Origin of the sequence: Fontibacillus phaseoli (genome assembly GCF_003337355.1) — a bacterium.
Taxonomy (GTDB): domain Bacteria; phylum Bacillota; class Bacilli; order Paenibacillales; family Paenibacillaceae; genus Fontibacillus; species Fontibacillus phaseoli.
This window is the reverse complement of sequence record NZ_QPJW01000003.1, coordinates 89,988-109,052: the sequence shown is the minus strand read 5'-3', so window position 1 is coordinate 109,052 and position 19,065 is coordinate 89,988. Positions and strand designations below refer to the sequence as shown.

Below are 19,065 nucleotides of genomic sequence, written 5' to 3'. Positions count from 1 at the left end.
GGAGGAAGACAGCATGGATAAGAAACGGGAACAATATGATGTAGTCATCATTGGCGGCGGAGCGGCAGGTTTGACGGCCGGGATTTACTGCGGGCGCGCCAGGCTGAAAACGTTGATTTTGGAAAAATCGCTCGTCGGCGGGTTGGCGACCTACACCAACGAAATCGAGAATTACCCGGGTTTTCCCGAAGGGACGACGGGGAGCGAATTAATGGGGTTGTTTCATAAACAAGCGAAAAAATTCGGCGTAGATTTTAAAATGACCGACGTGAGATCGGTCTCCCTCCAAGGAGAGGTTAAGACAGTGGAGACGTTCCGGAACATTTACGAATGCAAAGCGGTCGTCGTCGCCAGCGGAGGGAAACCTAGATTGACGGGAGCACGCAACGAAGACAACTTTTTGTACGATAAGGGGATTTCATTCTGCGCGACCTGCGATGCAGCGGCAAATACGGGCAAGACGGTCATGGTCGTCGGCAGCGGGGACGCGGCCATCGAAGAAGGCATGTTCCTGACCCGGTTCGCCGACAAGGTCATCGTTTCGGTCATGCATGATCCCGGGAAAATGGACTGCAACGAAATCGCAAAGGCTCAGGCACTGGAAAATACCAAAATGGAATTCGTTTGGAATACCGTGGTGGATTCGTTCGAAGGGCAAGACTCTCTGGAAACCGTGGTGCTCAAAAACGTGAAAACCGGCAGCCTGATTCCGGTTCCGGTCGATTCCTGCTTTCTGTTCATCGGCTATGCGCCGAATACGGATATGGTGGCTGGCGAACTCGAACTGAACCGGAACGGATACGTCCGAATCAACGAAAAGATGGAGACCTGCGTTCCGGGCGTGTTCGCCGCCGGAGACGTGTGCGACAAGTTCCTGAAGCAGGTGGCGACGGCCGTCGGCGACGGCGCGATTGCCGGATACGGAGTGGAGAAATACATTTCGGAATGCGAAACCTATGAGCAGCAAATCTTAAATCACGGAAAGCCGTCCTTGGTCTATTTATGGAACGCCACGGACCCGGCTTGCCGCGAATTGCTGCCCGTCGTGGAACGCTTTGAACAAGCTCACGGAGACCGGGTCAAGGTCACGAAGGTGGATGTCTATAAATCCCCGGGCCTCGCGGCAAGACTGGGGCAGGAGACTTTCCCGGCCGTTGCTTATTTGGAAGGCGGGGAAATTGTGAAGGTTATCACGGAAGACATTGGCGGGGACGTTTTAGACTCGTTGTTGACTTACGCATAGCGTTAATAATGGTATGAAAAAAGAATAATCGAAAGCCGTTTCAGTGAGCGTGACCGCGCTCCGTGGGAACGGCTTTTTTTACAAGTTATTAAGACATAATTTCATGATGAATTGCTCGCCGATCGGGCCCATTCTGCGTTCTCCGGTATCCGCAAAACCGGCTGTCCAATACAACTGAAGGGCCGGTGTGTTCTTGTGATTCACGACCAGAACCACTTCGTCGCAAGATGGAAATTCCTTCATTACGAATCCCGACAAAGCGAGCATTGCTTTCTTGGCGTAACCTTGGCGCTGCTGCTTATGGTCGATGGACAACGCGGTCAACAGCATGGCGTTGTGATTATCGGAATAAGCTTTCACTCTATCCGTAGCATGAAGCATAAAAAATCCGACAGGAACGCCGTTACTTGCTATGACGATGCGGTATTGCCCCTCCGTCACACTAAGTATCTCTTTCGGCAGCGCGGTGAAACGAGCCTGCTCTTCCGGAAGCTCGAAGCCGTCAAGCGTTGTCGAATGCTGTTCCTCCGAGAAGTGGACTAGTTCGACGACTTGATCATTTTCCATCGTCGATGCCTCCTTTTTCATTATTCGACATTCATCATATAATAGGATCGTGCATTCGTCATCCTGGTGAAAGATCATAAGCTGAATGTAAGGTCTTGATTTAACTTGAAGGTGTGGTAGACTTCACCTGAAAGTCTTATTGGTACAGAGAAGAGGAGAACCCTTATGATTCTGGAAGTGTACGGACATGGTGGGGATTTGCGGACGGCTTCGGCCAGATATGGGCTGGCCCCCGAGCAATTTATCGATTTTAGCGCCAATATTAATCCGCTCGGACCGCCTCCGGGATTGCTGGACAGGCTGAGTGAGGCGCTGCCGCAGGTAGCCGGCTATCCCGATCCGGGTCATCGGGTGCTGATTTCGCGGTTGGCGCAAAGTCTGGACACGGATGGGGCGTGCTTTGTAATCGGTAACGGGGCCGCCGAAAATATGGCGCTCGCGTTGCTGGCTTTATCGCCGTCGAAGGTCGGCGTGATCGAGCCCTGTTTCTCGGAATATAAAACATTGTCTCAGCAGTTCGGAGCGGAAGTTATTTCGGTTTTGGGCGAGGAGGAACGGGATTTCAGGGCGGCGCCTGAAGAGGTGGAGCGGCTCATTGCGGCATGCGACCTGGTGTTCATTGGACAGCCGAACAATCCGAACGGCGTCCAATACAGCCTGGATGAGCTGCACCGGTTTGCCGAAGCCGGAGAACGATATGGTACATATGTGGTGGTGGATGAGGCATTTATCGATTTTATTCCGGGGCCGCAGAGACAATCACTGTTAGCGGAACTCGAGCGTTATCCCCGGCTGATTCTGATCCGGTCGATGACGAAGTTCTATGCGATTCCGGGGCTGCGCCTCGGGTACGCGATATCTCATCCGCGGACGGCTGCGGCGATGAGAGGCAAGCAAGTGACCTGGAGCGTGAATTTGCTGGCTTTGCTGGCCGGAGAAATATGCCTGGCTGCAGGACAAGAATATGAGCAGGCGACGATTTCACTGATTGCCCGGCAGCGAGAGGTGCTGCGGCGGGAATTGGATCACCTGGACTGCCGCACCTGGCCCGGGGAGGCAAATTTTTTGCTGGTGCGCCTACCTGAGATCTGGACGGCCGCCGGCATGCAAGAAGCTTTAGGGGCAAGGGGTGTGCTGGTGCGCAGCTGTGCCATGTATCCGGGACTCGGGGAGCGGGACATCCGGATCGCCGTAAAAGACCCGGCGGCCTGTACGAAATTGCTTCATGAAATGAAACAAGTGCTTGCGGGGGGAATGAAGAAATGACGACGCCTTTTTTGAATAGCAGCGAGAGCGGGAGCTACGAATCGTCCGCATGGCCCGGATTGAGATTGACGCGCGGGGAGCGGCATCTTTTGCTGGAAGCGCCGATGGTCATGGACGGACTGGGAAGTTCGGTTTATGGCGGGGGAATGACGCCGGTTAGGCGGATGGTCAATATTTATGTCGACCGCTTTTACCGGTGCGATGATCCGGAGCGGGACATTGCGGATAGCTTGCAAGCGTGGGGCTACCCGGAAGCGGAAACGGCGGGTCTGCTTACCGCCGTCCAATTGCGGCATGCCGCTGTCGCGGAAGAACGCTGCGACGATTTCGCCGTGTTCTGCTGCGCCACGGCGGGGGTGTCGAATGCGGCGCGTGCGGGCGTGAAGCGGACGACGTTTCCGGCATCCTGGACGCCGGGGACGATCAATTTGATGCTGGCGGTCGACGGACGACTGACGCCCGGGGCGATGGTGAACGCCGTGATCACGGCGACCGAGGCGAAGACCGCTGCGCTCGGCGATCTCGGCGTGCTTGACGCCGAGACGGGCCTCTCGGCCACCGGTACCACGACCGATGCGGTTGTGCTCGGCGTAAGCCAGCGTGCCGAATGGCCGCTGCTGCACAGCTACGCCGGTACCGCCACGGACCTTGGCGGCACGGTGGGCCGCCTGGTTTACGCCGCCGTGAGCGAGTCGCTGCGGGCAGCGGCTAAGGATCGCGTGTGACGGCGGCGTGGTGGGTGCTGCCGGTCGCGTACGCGCTGGACCGGCTGCTCGGCGACCCGCGCTGGCTTCCTCATCCCGTCATCGGGATGGGGAAGGCGATCCAGCGGGTCGAGGCGGCGATTCGCCGCCTGGTGAAGCCCCGCGCCTACCGGGCCGCAGGGCTTTTGCTGCCGCTGATTGTCGCGGGCGGCAGCTTTGTTCTGACCTTGGCCGCGCTTCACCTGCTGGCCGGGATCAGCCCCTGGCTCGCCGCTGCGTGCGAAGCCTTGCTGATCTGGACTACGATCGCCGCGAAAGGGCTGCGGGACGCCGGCATGGAGGTGTGCGGCCACTTGCGCCGCGGCGATCTACCGGCCGCGCGGCGTTCGCTCGGCATGATCGTCGGCCGCGACACCGAGCGGCTTGAACCGCCGGAAGTGGCGCGCGGCGCGGTCGAGACGGTGGCGGAGAACATCGTCGACGCCGTCGTGTCGCCTCTGTTCTTCGCCTTGCTGGGCGGCGCCCCCTTGGCGATGGCTTACCGGGCCGTGAATACCCTCGATTCGATGGTCGGCTACAAGAACGACAAGTATATTCATCTCGGCTGGGCCTCCGCCCGGTTGGACGATATCGTCAATTACATTCCCGCCCGCTTGACCGCGCTTTTGCTTATATCGGCTTCCTGGTGCCTGAGATGGAATGCTGCCGGAGCCTGGCGAGCAGTGCGCAGGGATGCATCCAGTCACCCCAGCCCCAACAGCGGTTATCCCGAGGCTGCGGTGGCGGGAGCTCTCGGCATCCGGCTCGGCGGGGAAAACGGGTATCACGGCGTGAAATCGTTTCGCGCTTATATGGGTGAAAAGTCGCGTGAACTGGAGCCCGATGACATTCCGAGAACCGCAAAGCTGATGTTTGTCGTATCCGGGGCTTTCGTGCTGATTGCAACCGGACTGTGGATCTGGATGGCGGGCGGGATGCACTGGATTTGAAGGAGGACAAGACATGGAGTGGTGGTTGATTCGCCACGGAATGACCGAATGGAATAAAGAGCGGAGGTATCAGGGGCACAGTGATACAAAGCTTCTCCCCGGAGAAGCTTGCGGGTTGTCTCCTCTGCGGGCCGAACTGGCGGAGACTGCTTTTTCCGCCGTATTCTGCAGTGATCTTAAGCGCTGCCGGAGCACGCTGGAGTATATTTCTCCGGAGTTGGCCGCCGTTGCTTCCTATGACTCCCGGTTGAGGGAAATGAATTTCGGTGCGTGGGAAGGCCAGACTTATGAGATGCTTAAAAACAATCCACAATACCGCAACTGGATCGATAATCCGCAGGAAGTCACGCCTCCGGGCGGCGAAGCATGGCCGGCATTTGAAGACCGCATCAAGGAAATATATGCAGAGCTGGATGCATTTTCTCGTAAGCTCGTAACCGAACGGGTGGAAGAACCTATTCTGATCGTTACCCATGGCGGCGTCATTTCCATACTGGGCACCATATTAGAGCCAGGCAGTGAAGGGCTCTGGAATGCCAAGTGGAAGGTGGAACCGGGGAAAGTGCTGAGGATCACGCATAAGCAAGAGTTTAATAGCATGGGGTAACGCGATCTGACGGGTGCGCCTTTGCAGAGTGAGTGATTTTGAAGGGTGCAATGGCAAGTCTGGTGGTTTTTTTAGAGAATAAAGGCACAAAATATGGATAATGCTAACGGCAGTCCTTTTCCCAGTCGTGTCCACTTTTCGGTGGACATTTTGTGCTTTTTGTCTACGATTCAAAGACATTGCAAATAGCTGACATAGTTTTTCTTAATTAATTCATACTTGACAGGTGTGATTAATGGGTTTAATATGATGAAAAATACTTTATCAGTCATTTTCTTAGTGCTAAGAGAATGGATAGGTAGCAGCCGATTGGACATCCAAAGGCTCCTGGAAGACCTCCCGATCAAGGGATGCTTTCGGGGGCCTTTTTATTATTTTGCAAGGGGTTGAGGCCGTCATTAGCAGAAGCGAAAGCGAGTGGGAGTTGATTGAGGAAGCGGATTGGCTGTTCCGAAAAATGGTCAGACGATTTGTGAAGGAACGGGACAAAGTGGAGGTTGAGGGGGTTTCGCTTCCGGGGTTGCTCGTCCTGCAGAAAATGCTCCGGGAAGGACCGCAGCGTCTGGGCGATCTGGCCGAGGAACTTGATTTTACGTCGGGCGCCGTGACCGGCTTGTGTGACAAGCTGGAGCAGAAAGGGTTCGCCAGAAGAATCCGGCAAGACGGTGACCGCAGGACGGTATGGCTCGATATTACGGAGCAAGGTAGGGAAATGATGGGCCGCAACCGGAACATCGGCAGGCGATGCATTTCGATTCTGTTTGCGGATTTATCGGAGGAAGAGCTTACGTCGATTCATTATCTATTCAAAGTGCTGATTGGCCGCCTCGATCATTTTTCCGAAACGCTGAATGATTTGGCGATGCGGAATTCGGAGGGTACCCGGCGTGCTTCGCAGAGGGAGCAGCAGATAAAAACCGACGGGCCAACGGCCGAGGAAATGAACCGGCAAGGAAAATATCTATCTTACTAAAGAGGAGCGGATGAACATGGGACACCCGACAATATACCCTACTGGAGCGACGGTGTATAAACCGGAGAAAGCGTGGAGCGGCTATACGATCTATCAGGCGGCCGACCTCGGCGCGCTGCTGATCGATATGAACGGCAAAGAGGTGCATTTGTGGCAGGGACTTCGCGGCTTTCCCAACAAATTGTTTCCCGGAGGTTTTGTGCTTGGCAGCACGGCCGAGCGGGATCCGAAATACGGATTCCAGGATGAGGTTGACCTGGTGCAGGTCGATTGGGACGGAAATATCGTTTGGCGGTTCAACCGGCATGAATTGATCGAGGATCCGGGGCATGATCCGCAGTGGATGGCCCGAGCCCATCACGATTACCAGCGGGAGGGCAATCCGGTAGGTTATTATGTTCCCGGTGCGGAGCCCAGGATTGATGGGGGAAACACGCTGATTCTTGTGCATAAAAACGTTCATGATCCCAAGATTTCGGATAAATTGCTGCTCGATGATTCGATTATCGAAGTGGACTGGGAAGGAAATATGGTCTGGGAATGGAATCTGCATGAGCATTTTGATGAGTTGGGTTTTGACGAGCAGGCTAAAAACGTCCTGTTCCGCGACCCCAATACCCGGTTTTTCGGCGACCATTCGGGGGACTGGATGCATATTAACTCTGTTTCCGCACTGGGGCCTAACCGTTGGTATGATGCCGGAGATGAGCGATTCCATCCCGATAACATTATTTGGGATGCCAGAGAGAGCAACATTATCGCGATCACGGACAAAAGAACCGGAAAGATCGTCTGGAAGCTCGGACCGGATTATTCATCACCCGAGGTCAAACATTTGGGCTGGATCATTGGCCAGCATCATGCTCACCTGATTCCTAGGGGACTGCCCGGCGAGGGCAACCTGCTTCTGTTCGATAACGGGGGGTGGGCAGGTTACGGAGCTCCGAATCCGGCTTCCGCGTTTGGTCAGAAAAACGCCGCCCGCGACCATTCCCGCATTTTGGAGATCGATCCGGTCACGCTGGAGATTGTATGGCAATACACGCCGACGGAAGCCGGGTTCATGGCGCCGCTGGACTCCTACCATTTTTATAGCCCCTATATCAGCTCCGCCCAGCGCTTGCCAAACGGCAACACACTGATTACGGAAGGCGCGGACGGCCGGATTTTTGAAGTTACCCGGGAGCATGAACTGGTTTGGGAATACATTTCCCCTTACAAAAATAAGCGAAACTCGAATATGGTGTACCGGGCCTATCGTGTGCCTTATGAGTGGGTGCCCCAGCTTTCGCAACCGGTTGAAACGGCGATCGAGCCGCTGGACGTGGCCAGCTTCAGAGTTCCGGGAGCTGCGGGAACGGGAACTGAATCTATCGTGCTTGTGAACGGTACGGTTTCCTATGGAGAGGGGGCGCTATGCGTAGCCAGGATCGATGAGGGAAATCAGCCGGTCAAGCCGGGTGGAGAACAATAGGATGAGAAAGAAAGGAGAAGAGACCATGCCAGTATCCAAGAGGAACAACACTCATTTGAAAAGAACGGGCATATCGTCATTATTGTTCGTTCTCACATTCCTGATAGTTCTAACCGGTTGCGGCTCGTCCGGTGACGAAACTTCATCCAAGGCCCAGGCCGCGGGAAATTCGGGAGGGGAGAACGGACAACAAACCAAGGTGAAGCTGAATATCGCCGATATTTCATCCAATCCCGTACTGCGCGTTGCGGTGAATCAGGGACTCTTTGAAAAACACGGAATCGATGCGAAATTGGTGACATTCGCCACGCCTGCGGAAGGAATCAATTCGCTGTTCATCAAGCAGGCGGATGTCGCCTGGGGAGCCGATTTTCCGATTCTGAATGCCGTCAGCAAAGGGGAGTTTGCGATCATCGCTTCGACCGGAACCTCCACGGATCTGAGTGCGCAACAGTGGAAGTTGTTTGTAAGGGACGACATTAAGCGGCCGGAAGATTTGAAAGGGAAGAACCTGAGCTTTATGCGGGGTACATTTATTACCTATCTATGGGATGAATATCTATCCGAATACGGCCTTAAACCCGATGATGCCAAGTTGATCGGTCAAGGAGGATTTGACGAGGCGTACATCGCTTTGAAAAAAGGAGAGGTGGACGCCGTTTGGGCCACCGGGGCGGTCATGGTGGAGAAGTTCGCAGCCATTGAAGGGGTGCACCAACTGACAGACATGTCGCAAACTAAAGTACGGATCGGCAGCCAAATCGTCGCGCCGGAATCGCTGATCAAGGAACATCCGGAGGCCGTGTCGGGTTTCCTCAGCGCACTGGACGAATCCTCCGCCTTTATCAAGGAGAACCCGGAAAAGGTAGCGGATATTTTGTATAAAGAAGTCAAACAGCCGAGGGAAGCTACGTTGAAGGATTTGTCGGTGGTCAATTGGAATATCGATTTCGATCAGGCCGCGCTCGACAGTTTGTCCCGCCAGAAAAAATATATGGTGGAGAATGGAATCATACAGCAGGACTTTGAGTTGGAAGACAAAATCAAGCTGGATGCCTTACGGGAAATTTTGCCTGACCGCGTGACCATCACACCATAGGAGGGGATTTAGATGTCTTTAGCGTTGCCGAAGCAAGGGGCTGCACTGAAACATACGATCACGATCGAGGGTTTGAATAAGAGCTACAGCGAACAAGCCGGGGCCGGAACCGGGGAGCTTCATTACATCATCAAGGACGTGGACCTGGTAATTAAAGGGGGAGAATTTTTCATTCTGTTGGGCCCGAGCGGCTGCGGGAAATCAACCCTGTTGAACATGATCGCTGGCTTCATCTCCAAAACGGGCGGGAAATTACGACTTGGAGGCGCCGAGATCGATAAGCCCGGACGGGACCGGGCGGTCGTTTTTCAGCAGGCCGATTCCTCGCTCTTTCCCTGGCTTACGGTAAGCCAGAACGTGGAGTTCGGGCTGAAAATGAAAAAGGTCCCCAAAAGCGACCGGAGAGCCGTCTCGGAACAGTATATCGAACTGGTCGGACTGACAGGGCACGGAGACAAGTTTCCGAGAGAGCTGTCCGGCGGAATGAAGCAACGGGTGCAACTGGCTCGGGTACTGGCCAATGATCCTGAAATTCTGCTTATGGATGAGCCGTTCGGCGCGCTGGATGCAATGACCCGCAGGACGATGCAAAAGGAACTCGTGCGGGTTTGGCGGCAAACGGGCAAGACCGTCGTGTTTGTGACTCATGATATTCAAGAGGCCATTTTGCTTGGCGGACGTATCGGCATCATGTCCCCGGGTCCCTCCTCGAAAATTTCACACATCTATGATATTCCGCTCTCGTATCCCCGGGAAGTTTCGGAGGCGGAGTTTTATAAGTATCATAGCCGGATTCAAGCGCATTTTGATGAATAGGAGGAAGACGTATGACAGGATGGTTAAAAAAGAAATGGGCAGGCTTGCTTCTGCTTTGGATATTTCTTCTTGGGGCCTGGCAAATCGGTGCTCTCCTCTATGGTCCCGAGGTCATTCCCGGGCCTGTGGATACCGTGAACGGAGCGATTGAGTTGCTCAAAGACGGATCGCTTCCGAAATATATCGGAATTAGCTTTTACCGGGTATTCAGCGGCTGGGCGCTCGGCAGCCTGCTGGCGATACCGCTCGGCGTCCTCATCGGCAGAGTGGATATTATCCGTCATTTTGCGGAACCGCTGCTGAATTTTATCCGGTTTATTCCTCCAATCGCTTTCATTACGCTGTTTCTTGTCTGGTTCGGTATCGGGGAACAGTCGAAGATCGCTCTGATCCTTTATGCCACACTGTTTATCGTGATGATGAATACACTGACCGGCGTGCTGTCCGTCGAAGAGGATAAAATCCGGGCCGCCCGCAGTATGGGCGCCTCGGAATGGCAGATTGTCCTTCACGTCATTGTTCCGGCGACCGCACCGTATATGTTCACCGGAGTCCGGCTCGCCATGGGAACGTCGTATATGGCGATTGTCGGGGCGGAAATGATCGCCTCCAATGAAGGCATCGGCTTCCTGATCTGGAATTCGCGACTGTTTTTCCGTACGGACTGGATTTTTGTCGGTCTCATCAGTCTCGGTTTAATGGGCTTTGCTACGGACCGCCTGTTCGGCTGGTTCGGCCGCAAGGTATTGTGGCGTTACGGGGTTATCGGCTCCGCTCCGGTCCGAAGATAGCTGTCTTAAAAGATCGGAGAAAGGCGTGTTATCAATGAACACAGCACCCGAAGCAGTAATCCATCGCCTTGACCCATATACAACAGCCCCTCTTATTAAACATAAGAGGGATTGTTCTTGTTATTTACAGGAACAAATGTTCGTATTATAATAGATGTCAAAAGGGGTGATCGGCGTATGGATGTGTATGATAAGCTGACGATTTTGACGGATTCGGCCAAATATGATGTATCTTGTTCATCCAGCGGTGTGGAACGCAAGAGCGGCCAAGCGGGGGCGGCCGGGAGTGCGGTCAGCTCGGGTATTTGCCATAGTTTTGCCGCAGACGGACGCTGTATCTCGCTGTTGAAGGTGTTGATGAGCAACAGTTGTATATACGATTGCAAATATTGCGTAAACCGGCGTTCCAACGACACGCGGCGGGCTATGTTCACACCGGAGGAGCTGGCGAACCTTACGATGAACTTTTATCGGCGCAATTACATAGAGGGATTATTCTTGAGTTCGGGAATTATGCGGAATCCGGATTACACGACCGAGCAGTTGATTCGTGTGCTGGAACTGCTACGTAATGAGTACAAGTTTGGCGGATATATTCATGTCAAAGGTATACCCGGAGCAGATCCGGCTTTGATTTCCCGGCTCGGTCTGCTGGCCGACCGGATGAGCGTCAATATTGAGCTGCCTTCACAGGCTAGTCTAAGTCAGCTAGCCCCGGATAAGACCAAGGAGGCGATTTTGAAGCCGATGTCGCTCATCCGGCAGGGCATTCAGGAGAACGTTACGGACCTTGTCAAATACCGCCATGCCCCCAAATTCGTCCCTGCCGGCCAAAGCACCCAGATGATCATAGGTGCGACTCCGGACAGCGATTTAAAGATATTGACCTTGACGGAGGCGTTGTATCACAAATACAAGCTGAAGAGAGTGTATTATTCTGCTTATACCCCGGTGATGGAACACTCCTTGTTGCCTTCCTTGGACAGCAAGCCGCCGCTGCTGCGAGAGCACAGGTTGTATCAGGCAGACTGGTTGCTGCGGTTTTACGGTTTTGAAGCGAAGGAACTGCTGGACGAGCGCGCTCCGAATTTCAATCCGTTCATGGACCCCAAATGCAATTGGGCGATGAATCATATCGACCGTTTTCCGGTAGAGATCAGTACGGCGCCTTATGAAACGCTGCTGCGGGTGCCGGGGATCGGGGTCACCAGTGCGAAGAGGATCGTGAAGGCCAGGCGGGCATTCAGGCTGGACTTTCCCGGGCTTAAGAAGCTGGGTGTCGTGTTGAAGCGCGCCCAATATTTTATCACCTGTTCCGGCAGACGTCTTGAGGGGTTGAAAGTGAACGAAAGCACAATCTTGAGATCGTTATTGTCAACCAAAGAACTGGGCATGTTCCTGCCGCAGCCTCAGGTGGAGCAGTTATCGCTGTTTTCGGATGACGAGTTGGGGATTGGCACCGGAAAGGACTTGATATCATGTCTTGGGTAAACAATGCTGTTTATGCCTATGATGGAAGTTTTGACGGATTGCTTAGCTGTGTGTTCGAGAGCTATGAGCGCAAGGAGGAATTGATGGATATTACTTCCGGCTCAGATCCGCAGTATGTGCTTTTCGGTAACCGTTACGTTGAAACCGATCCACAGAAGGCTACCCGGGTTTATGAAGCGATCGGGAATAAAATATCGCCGGCAGCCCGGGAATTGGTCCGGTTGGGCTTTCTCACATGCTCCCCTCAAAAAGAACTGCTGATTTACCGCTTTCTGCGACTCGGGTTTAAGCATGGTGGCGCCGTGATGAACATGCTGACGGAGAATACCGTTCATCAGCTTCATAAAGCGGTCAGGCATTTGAATTCCGAGAGTCATGCGTTCATGGGATTTGTGCGTTTTTCGGTATACGGCGACGCGCTGGTTGCCGTGATTGAGCCCAAAAATATAGTGCTGCCTGTTTTGGCCTGCCATTTTTGCGACCGTTACAGTCAGGAGTCTTTCATGATTTACGATAAAACCCACGGACAGGCGCTGATACATCGGCCGGATGCGGCGCAGGACGATAAGGTGTCTATTGTGAATGTGGATGAACTGGTTTTGCCGGATGTCAGCGAACAAGAGAAAGCCTATCGCAGTTTGTGGAAGCAGTTCTATAACACGGTAGCGATCCGGGAGCGGATCAATCCGCGCGCGCAGATGTCCCATATGCCCAAAAGATACTGGGCACAGCTTACAGAGATGCAATGATAGGATTTTATGAAAGTAAAACGTTCAAGGTCTGATACAATGGAACAATGAAAAATGAATAGTGGAAATTGAAAATGTGGATATGGATATGGAATACGAAATCCAGGATGGGAGTAAGGAACTATCGTGCCAATATCTTTCGGGAGGAACCAGGTAACGTGCAATTGAATCTAAATCATAACCGTGAACGGTTTATCTATCTTTTCGCATGTCACGAAAATGATAGGGAACTGTGCCGGATGGAGCTTCGCGCTTTGTTTGGACAAGAACCTGGATCATTTTCTTATATAGAGAGTCCTTTGAAGATCGAGCCGAACAGGAGCCCGTTTATTTCCATGCGGATTGACGTCCTGTTCACCGGTCATTCGCTGGAAGAGATCATCACCCGTGCAGCGGAATTAAAGCTGGAGGGAAACACTTTCAAAGTGTTGTATTTAAAAAACGGATTGAAAAGGAGTTATGAGGAGCAACGGCAACTGGAGCGGCGGATTGGCTCATATATCAGGGGGACGGCGGAAATGCGCCAGCCGGACATTACGTTCGGGCTGCTTTCGTATGAAGATGGATGGATGTTAGGCATCTGCCGTCAGGAAGACCCGGTATGGCAGCAGCATAAGCATAAGCCGAAAAACTACTCCACCGGACTGCCTGTTGCGATGGCTCGGGCGCTCGTAAATATCGGCATCCCCGATCCGAAGGGGATAAGCGCGATCGATCCGTGCTGCGGGATGGGCAATGTGCTGATTGAGGCACTGTCAATGGGAGTCCAAATCGTCGGCAGGGATTTGAATCCGCTGGCGATCCGGGGAGCCCGGGAGAACTTGGCGCATTTCGGTTATGATGACCCGGGGCTTGTTTCGATCGGAGATATGAACCATGTGAGCGGGCATTATGATGCCGCCATTCTCGATATGCCCTACAATTTATGCTCGGTGTTACCCCAGGACGAAAAAAAGGCCATGCTATCGAGCCTGCGCCGGTTCAGCGACGCTGCTGTGGTGGTGTCGAGCGAAGAGTTAGAGTTCGATTTGCAGGCTTGCGGCTTTCGAATTAAGGACTACGGTCAGGTAGTGAAGGGTTCTTTTGTCCGTAATGTTTGGGTATGTCATAGTTAAGAAACATCTGTATATTCATATTTTATATGACATGTTATGTTATATTTAGAGAATTGACAGCCAATTGTGAAGAAAAATGTATGGATTTTCCGAAAAAACTCTTTTTATGTCCTAAGTCCTATTCTATAATGTAAGGTAAACTTACATAAGGGGAGTGGGGACAAATGAATCAACTCCGCGGGATCGAAAGAAATGCATCCGTACTGGGTATGGGGGCGGCTATTTTATTGTTTATCATGGCTTTATGGCAAAAGTTATCCTGGTATATGCCTTTCGTGGCCCTGATAGCCTTTATATGTTTTGCTACGCTCTCATGGAGTCTCCCGAAATTTCGGCGCGAAGGACAAGACGATTCCTCCTCGATTCCTTCGGCAGCTCCGCCGGAACATGATGATAAAGGGCATTCCGAAAGCGATTGGATCGTGCTGGCCAATGAATCTCTGGTTGCGGCGGACAGGCTGCAGGCTGCCGTGGGGGAAGTGAACGAGAGTATGGAGCAGCTCCAACAATTGTCCGATATTTCCTCCGTGGAGGATCTGAAGCTAAAGCACAGCAGCGAGCGTTCTTTGGAACAGGTGCAGGAAAGTTTGGCTGCCATGCAGGAAGTTGCTACGTCCGCATTTCGAATTCAGGAGGCGGCGGACCAATTGCATTACCGCAGCGAGAAGACGCTGTCCGAAGCTTCGCGGATCACGGAAGCGCTCGTGGCGGCAGACGGGACGATCCGCTCGCTGGCGGAATCCCAGCAGTCGATCAACGGGCCGATGAACGACCTGGAGCGCAATACAAGACAACTCGGAGCTTTGTATCGAGAGCTTGAAGGAATATCCGGCGAAGTATTGCTGCTTGCCCTGAATGCATCGATTGAGGCGGCCAGATTGGGGGAACAAGGCAAAGGTTTTGACGTAGTGGCCATGAGAATGCGCCAACTGGCCGAGCAAAGCAGCAAGGCGATCGGCAACTCCGCCCCTATGTTCCGGAAAATCACGGAAGAGGTGGGCCGGGTTAAGGATACGCTAAGGGACGGAAAGGAATCGGCGATGGAAGGCATCGATTTGCTGAAATCGATGAGCAAGGACATCCTGTTCATTTCCGAAGAGGTGGCCGAGGTGAACGGGTTGGTGGCCGAGACCGGACGGCGAAGCCGGGAACAATCGGAAATGACGCGAAATATGAAAAGCATGATGAAGGAAGTTCATACGAGTCTCAATCAGAGTATTTCCCATGTGGAGGGTGCATTGTCCCGGATGGAGTCCCAAAGGGGGCATATCGGCAAGCTGCAAAGCGTTGCTGGCGGCTTGCATCAGGCGCAAGAGGAACTGCTATCCTCGCTTGAGGCGGTTCGGGACAGTTCGGCCTCGGGAGAGGAAACGGAGGAACAGAAGGCGGCAGTACGGGAATTAGGCCTGGCTTACGCCAGAAAACTTCAGGAAACGGCGAACAACGGCACAATCGTTTTGATGCAGGAACATGAGCACCGGGCTGTTCTGGAGCAACTGTTGGCACTGGAGACGGGACTGGAAGCGGCATGGACAAACTGTTCCGACGGTTCTTTCGTCGTATCGATCCCGGAAGCAGGGCTGCTCAATGCCAAGGGACGCGATTGGTTCCGTAGTGCTATGAGCGGGGAAACGGTCATATCGGAGGTTTATGTATCGGCGATCACCAAGCGGCGTTGCATCACTTTGTCCGTGCCCATTTTAAAAGAAGGGGATGTAATCGGGGTATTGGGGGCTGATTTGTCCGTAGATTAACAAAGTCGGAATGACGGTATTCTGGCAGATGACCCGTGTCGCATATTGTAAGTTTTAAGCTTTTCCCCTATAATCCATAGAGAAAGAAAGCCTAGAATCAAGCGAATAGAAAGTGCCCGTAGGTCCTGGAGTCTGCTTGCCGCAAGCTTCGGGTTAAAAGGGAAGCCGGTGAAAATCCGGCACGGTCCCGCCACTGTGTACAGGGACGAAGCTCAGTTTGCCACTGTCGTACGTTAAAGTATGATGGGAAGGCGAGTTCTCGTCGCGTCCTGATAGTCAGGAGACCTGCCAACGGGAGTTTTAGACGGTCCTTCGAGGAAAGGATAACGTTCTGCTAATGAAGACGGAAACCGGTCCTATATGAGTCGATTGAAGGTTTCCGTAAATGATTTTGTAGACGTAACCCATCCGCTCAGGATGGGTTTTCTTGTGTAATAAGGGCTTCGCTTTGGCTCAGGCGTTTCTAAAACAAGAAACCCGAAGGAGAGGGACTAATGAAGAAGTGGACAAAGGTTTGGGGGATTTGGCTGCTGGCGCTTTTGCTGCTCGTTACCGCCGGATGCGGAGCGAATGGCACTAACAGTACAGCGGACAATAGCAACAATGCGGGTCAGACCCAGGAACAGCAGCAAACAAACGGTGCGAACGCAACGAAGCAGGATGAGCTTCATACGACTTATCCGCTTACTGTAAAAGATGCTTACGGAACAGAATTTACGTTCGACTCCGCGCCGCAACGAATCGTCTCGCTGGCACCTTCGGAGACGGAAGGTTTGTTCGCCCTTGGTTTGGATGAGCAAATCGTTGGGGTTTCCGATAACGACGATTACCCTGAAGCGGTTAAAGAGAAGCCGAAAATGGGCGGTTTTCAGGTGAATGTTGAAGCTGTAGTCGCAGCGCAGCCTGATTTGGTACTGGCTGGAAGCCTGATCGGCGAAGATACGGTCAAAAGTTTGACCGATCTCGGGATGAAAGTGTATCGCTCCAATCCGAAAACGATCGACGGGGTGATAGAGAATATTAAATCGGTCGGCGAAATCACCGACCATCAGAATGAGGCAAAAGAAGTAACCGAACAAATGCAAGCCGAGTTGGACACAGTAACCGAAGCTGTGAAATCTTTGTCTGCCGATCAGAAGAAAAAAGTGTATATAGAGTTTTCTCCCGGCTGGACGGTGGGCAAGGGCGAGTTTATGGATGAAATGATCACGCTTGCCGGTGGTGAAAACGTGGCTTCCGACATTACTGGTTGGAGCGAGATTAACGAAGAAAATATCATTAAAGCAAATCCGGACGTCATTTTGTATGCGAAAAGTGTAATCGATGAGAACAACCATACATTGGCCGAAATCATCAAAGGCCGCGGCGGCTGGGATCAAATTACGGCTGTGAAGGAAGAACGTATCGTGGGAATGGATGACAATTTATTGAGCCGTCCGGGCCCGCGCGTGACCCAAGGGTTAATTGAAGTAGCTAAAGCAATTTACCCGGACTTGATTCAGCCATGAGGTCAAAGCTGGTAAGTTACGGGACGATCGGCCTGGGGTTGCTTCTTTTTACGCTGCTGATCTGTATCGGGTTCGGTTCCGTTCACTTGCCGGCAGGTGAAATCGTTGGGATTCTGCTGCATCGGATTCCGGGTCTCGGGCGATGGATTGAGCCTGATTGGAGTATGGCTTCCGAGCAAATCGTGATGCAGGTACGCCTGCCGCGCGTGCTGCTTGGCATGCTGGTAGGAGCTTCGCTTTCTGTAGCGGGCGCCGCATATCAAGGCGTGCTCCGCAATCCGCTTGCAGATCCTTTCACCTTGGGAGTTTCCTCGGGTTCGGCGGTAGGCGCGGCCGTGCTGATCTTTTTCGGCTGGCAATTTTCATTGCTCGGCATATTCACCCTCCCGGTGATCGCCTTTCTGACCGGGGCGACTACGCTTTGGCTCGTAATGTGGCTGGCCAGGGAAAATGGAAAAATTCCGATCGAGAGTTTGATATTATCGGGTGTGGTCATGCAGTCTTTTCTCGGCGCGGTCGTCTCCTTTCTGACGGCGATGTCGAAAAGAACGGTAAATGAAATATTGTATTGGACGATGGGGAGCCTGAGTCTGCGAGGATGGTCGTATACGGCCATCCTGCTTCCATATTTGGCGTTAGGAGGATTGTTCTTGTGGAGCCGTGCCCGTTCCCTGAATCTGTTGGCATTGGGGGAGCGTCAGGCAGCTCATTCCGGGTTAAATGTGGAGTCGACGAAGTTGGTCATTTTGCTCGTGGCCACGCTGATGACCGCCGCGGCCGTATCGGTTTCCGGCGTGATCGGATTTGTCGGCCTTGTGATTCCTCATATGATTCGGCTTATTACGGGTCCCGACTATCGGCTCATTATCCCGCTCTCCGCGCTGGGCGGCGGCATTTTCATAATGTGGAGCGATTTAGCGGCCCGCTCGTTGCTTGCGCCAACGGAAATTCCGCTCGGGGTAATCACTGCTTTTGTCGGCGCTCCGTTTTTCGCTTTTTTGTTATATAAAAAGAAAAAAGCGCGGGAGAGGGAGATATCATGATCGAGGTGAAAAATGCCGCAAAATCATACGGGCGTCTGAACGCGCTCAGAGATATCGACTGGAAGGTGCAGCCCGGAGAGTTCTGGGGAGTAATCGGACCCAACGGAAGCGGAAAAAGCACTTTGCTTGGTCTGATTTCCGGGATTGAGTCGCCGGACCGGGGGGAAATCAAGCTGGCTGGTCGGCCGCTGTCCTCTTATAACCGGAAGGAGTTGTCCCGGAAGCTCGCGGTACTTCAGCAAGACGGGCTTCCGCCTGTTTCTTTTACCGTCCGGGAAGTCATCGAGATGGGGCGGTTCCCTTTTCAGGATTGGCGGGGAAGGGAAAAAGACGGACACGCGGAAAGATTAATGCAGGATATTATGGATAGGCTGGAACTTGGAGGTCTGGCGGAACGTCCGCTTAGCAGTCTCAGCGGAGGCCAGAGGCAGCGGGCCGCGCTTGGAAAGGTAATGGCGCAGCAACCTGAGGTCGTTTTGCTTGATGAACCGACAACCTATCTTGATATCCGTTATCAGATGCAGTTCATGGAGCTTGTTGCAGGCTGGCAACACGAGGAAGGACTAACCGTCATCTCCGTCATGCACGATCTGAATCTGGCTTCGCTTTACTGTGATAGCCTGCTTGTTTTGAACGAAGGCAGTTTGGCAGCTCAAGGAACTCCGTCCGAAATCCTGGTTCCGGGAATGATTGAGTCGGTATTTGAAGTGAAATCCCACAGCGTGGCTCATCCCGATACCGGTGTTCCTCAACTGCTGTTGCAGAAGGCGACGGGAAAGCAGGCTGATTAAGCTAGTAATTAATGATGCTGTTCTTTTTCCGTTCAAGATAATAATGGTAGAATAGTATCAATGGAACCATAGACGAAAAAAGAGA

The 19,065-nt window shown here is 53.0% G+C and carries 18 protein-coding genes and 1 riboswitch; of the genes, 17 read left to right on the top strand and 1 reads right to left on the bottom strand.

The genetic code is table 11. From position 1 onward, the window contains the following. Positions 1–13 precede the first annotated feature (13 nt). Positions 14–1,243 (top strand): FAD-dependent oxidoreductase, encoded by a 1,230-nt coding sequence (locus DFP94_RS10645; protein ID WP_114496468.1) that lies wholly within the window; start codon positions 14–16, stop codon positions 1,241–1,243. Positions 1,244–1,321: 78 nt separating this feature from the next. Here the strand turns inward: DFP94_RS10645 and DFP94_RS10640 are convergent, their stop codons facing one another. Beyond that, on the bottom strand, positions 1,322–1,810 hold the full coding sequence (locus tag DFP94_RS10640) for a GNAT family N-acetyltransferase (RefSeq protein WP_114496467.1): 489 nt from the start codon (positions 1,808–1,810) through the stop codon (positions 1,322–1,324). Between the two features lie 165 nt (positions 1,811–1,975). On the opposite strand from DFP94_RS10640, the gene DFP94_RS10635 reads away from it, so the two are divergent. The 16 genes from DFP94_RS10635 (at position 1,976) to DFP94_RS10560 (ending at position 18,980) form a co-directional block, all read left to right on the top strand. Further along, positions 1,976–3,076 (top strand): pyridoxal phosphate-dependent aminotransferase, encoded by a 1,101-nt coding sequence (locus DFP94_RS10635; RefSeq protein ID WP_114496466.1) that lies wholly within the window; start codon positions 1,976–1,978, stop codon positions 3,074–3,076. After that, the gene (locus DFP94_RS10630; RefSeq protein WP_114496465.1) at positions 3,073–3,801 is read left to right on the top strand and encodes an adenosylcobinamide amidohydrolase; all 729 of its coding nucleotides are present in this window, start codon (positions 3,073–3,075) and stop codon (positions 3,799–3,801) included. The genes DFP94_RS10635 and DFP94_RS10630 overlap by 4 nt, the downstream gene beginning before the upstream one ends. Before the next feature lie 14 nt (positions 3,802–3,815). Further along, complete coding sequence (cbiB, locus tag DFP94_RS10625; RefSeq protein ID WP_425459253.1) at positions 3,816–4,769, top strand: adenosylcobinamide-phosphate synthase CbiB; 954 nt, start codon at positions 3,816–3,818, stop codon at positions 4,767–4,769. A 13-nt stretch (positions 4,770–4,782) separates the two neighbouring features. After that, the gene (locus tag DFP94_RS10620) at positions 4,783–5,376 is read left to right on the top strand and encodes a histidine phosphatase family protein (RefSeq protein ID WP_114496463.1); all 594 of its coding nucleotides are present in this window, start codon (positions 4,783–4,785) and stop codon (positions 5,374–5,376) included. 376 nt (positions 5,377–5,752) lie between these two features. After that, positions 5,753–6,349 (top strand): MarR family winged helix-turn-helix transcriptional regulator, encoded by a 597-nt coding sequence (locus tag DFP94_RS10615; protein WP_342768239.1) that lies wholly within the window; start codon positions 5,753–5,755, stop codon positions 6,347–6,349. A 16-nt stretch (positions 6,350–6,365) separates the two neighbouring features. Beyond that, on the top strand, positions 6,366–7,823 hold the full coding sequence (locus tag DFP94_RS10610; RefSeq protein WP_114496462.1) for an aryl-sulfate sulfotransferase: 1,458 nt from the start codon (positions 6,366–6,368) through the stop codon (positions 7,821–7,823). A 25-nt stretch (positions 7,824–7,848) separates the two neighbouring features. Beyond that, positions 7,849–8,922 (top strand): ABC transporter substrate-binding protein, encoded by a 1,074-nt coding sequence (locus DFP94_RS10605; RefSeq protein WP_181873096.1) that lies wholly within the window; start codon positions 7,849–7,851, stop codon positions 8,920–8,922. 12 nt (positions 8,923–8,934) lie between these two features. After that, positions 8,935–9,738: an ABC transporter ATP-binding protein gene (locus DFP94_RS10600; RefSeq protein WP_114496460.1), complete on the top strand. Its 804-nt coding sequence runs from the start codon at positions 8,935–8,937 to the stop codon at positions 9,736–9,738. 11 nt (positions 9,739–9,749) lie between these two features. Then, entirely contained in the window at positions 9,750–10,529 is a 780-nt protein-coding gene (locus tag DFP94_RS10595) for an ABC transporter permease (RefSeq protein WP_114496459.1), read from the top strand. 177 nt (positions 10,530–10,706) lie between these two features. Beyond that, positions 10,707–12,020 carry a putative DNA modification/repair radical SAM protein gene (locus DFP94_RS10590; protein WP_114496458.1) on the top strand — a complete coding sequence of 438 codons (1,314 nt, stop codon included), beginning with the start codon at positions 10,707–10,709 and terminating at the stop codon, positions 12,018–12,020. Then, positions 12,008–12,769, top strand: a complete 762-nt coding sequence (locus DFP94_RS10585) for a TIGR03915 family putative DNA repair protein (RefSeq protein ID WP_114496457.1) — start codon at positions 12,008–12,010, stop codon at positions 12,767–12,769. The genes DFP94_RS10590 and DFP94_RS10585 overlap by 13 nt, the downstream gene beginning before the upstream one ends. A gap of 158 nt (positions 12,770–12,927) precedes the next feature. Beyond that, positions 12,928–13,884: a TRM11 family SAM-dependent methyltransferase gene (locus DFP94_RS10580; RefSeq protein WP_245954703.1), complete on the top strand. Its 957-nt coding sequence runs from the start codon at positions 12,928–12,930 to the stop codon at positions 13,882–13,884. A 164-nt stretch (positions 13,885–14,048) separates the two neighbouring features. Then, positions 14,049–15,638, top strand: coding sequence for a methyl-accepting chemotaxis protein (locus DFP94_RS10575; RefSeq protein WP_114496456.1), 1,590 nt, complete (start codon positions 14,049–14,051; stop codon positions 15,636–15,638). Positions 15,639–15,741: 103 nt separating this feature from the next. Then, positions 15,742–15,945: riboswitch (cobalamin riboswitch) on the top strand. Between the two features lie 187 nt (positions 15,946–16,132). Beyond that, on the top strand, positions 16,133–17,146 hold the full coding sequence (locus DFP94_RS10570; protein ID WP_114496455.1) for an ABC transporter substrate-binding protein: 1,014 nt from the start codon (positions 16,133–16,135) through the stop codon (positions 17,144–17,146). Continuing rightward, the gene (locus tag DFP94_RS10565; protein WP_114496454.1) at positions 17,143–18,189 is read left to right on the top strand and encodes a FecCD family ABC transporter permease; all 1,047 of its coding nucleotides are present in this window, start codon (positions 17,143–17,145) and stop codon (positions 18,187–18,189) included. Before DFP94_RS10570 ends, DFP94_RS10565 begins: the two co-directional genes overlap by 4 nt. Then, positions 18,186–18,980, top strand: coding sequence for an ABC transporter ATP-binding protein (locus DFP94_RS10560; RefSeq protein WP_114496453.1), 795 nt, complete (start codon positions 18,186–18,188; stop codon positions 18,978–18,980). The genes DFP94_RS10565 and DFP94_RS10560 overlap by 4 nt, the downstream gene beginning before the upstream one ends. Positions 18,981–19,065: the final 85 nt, after the last annotated feature.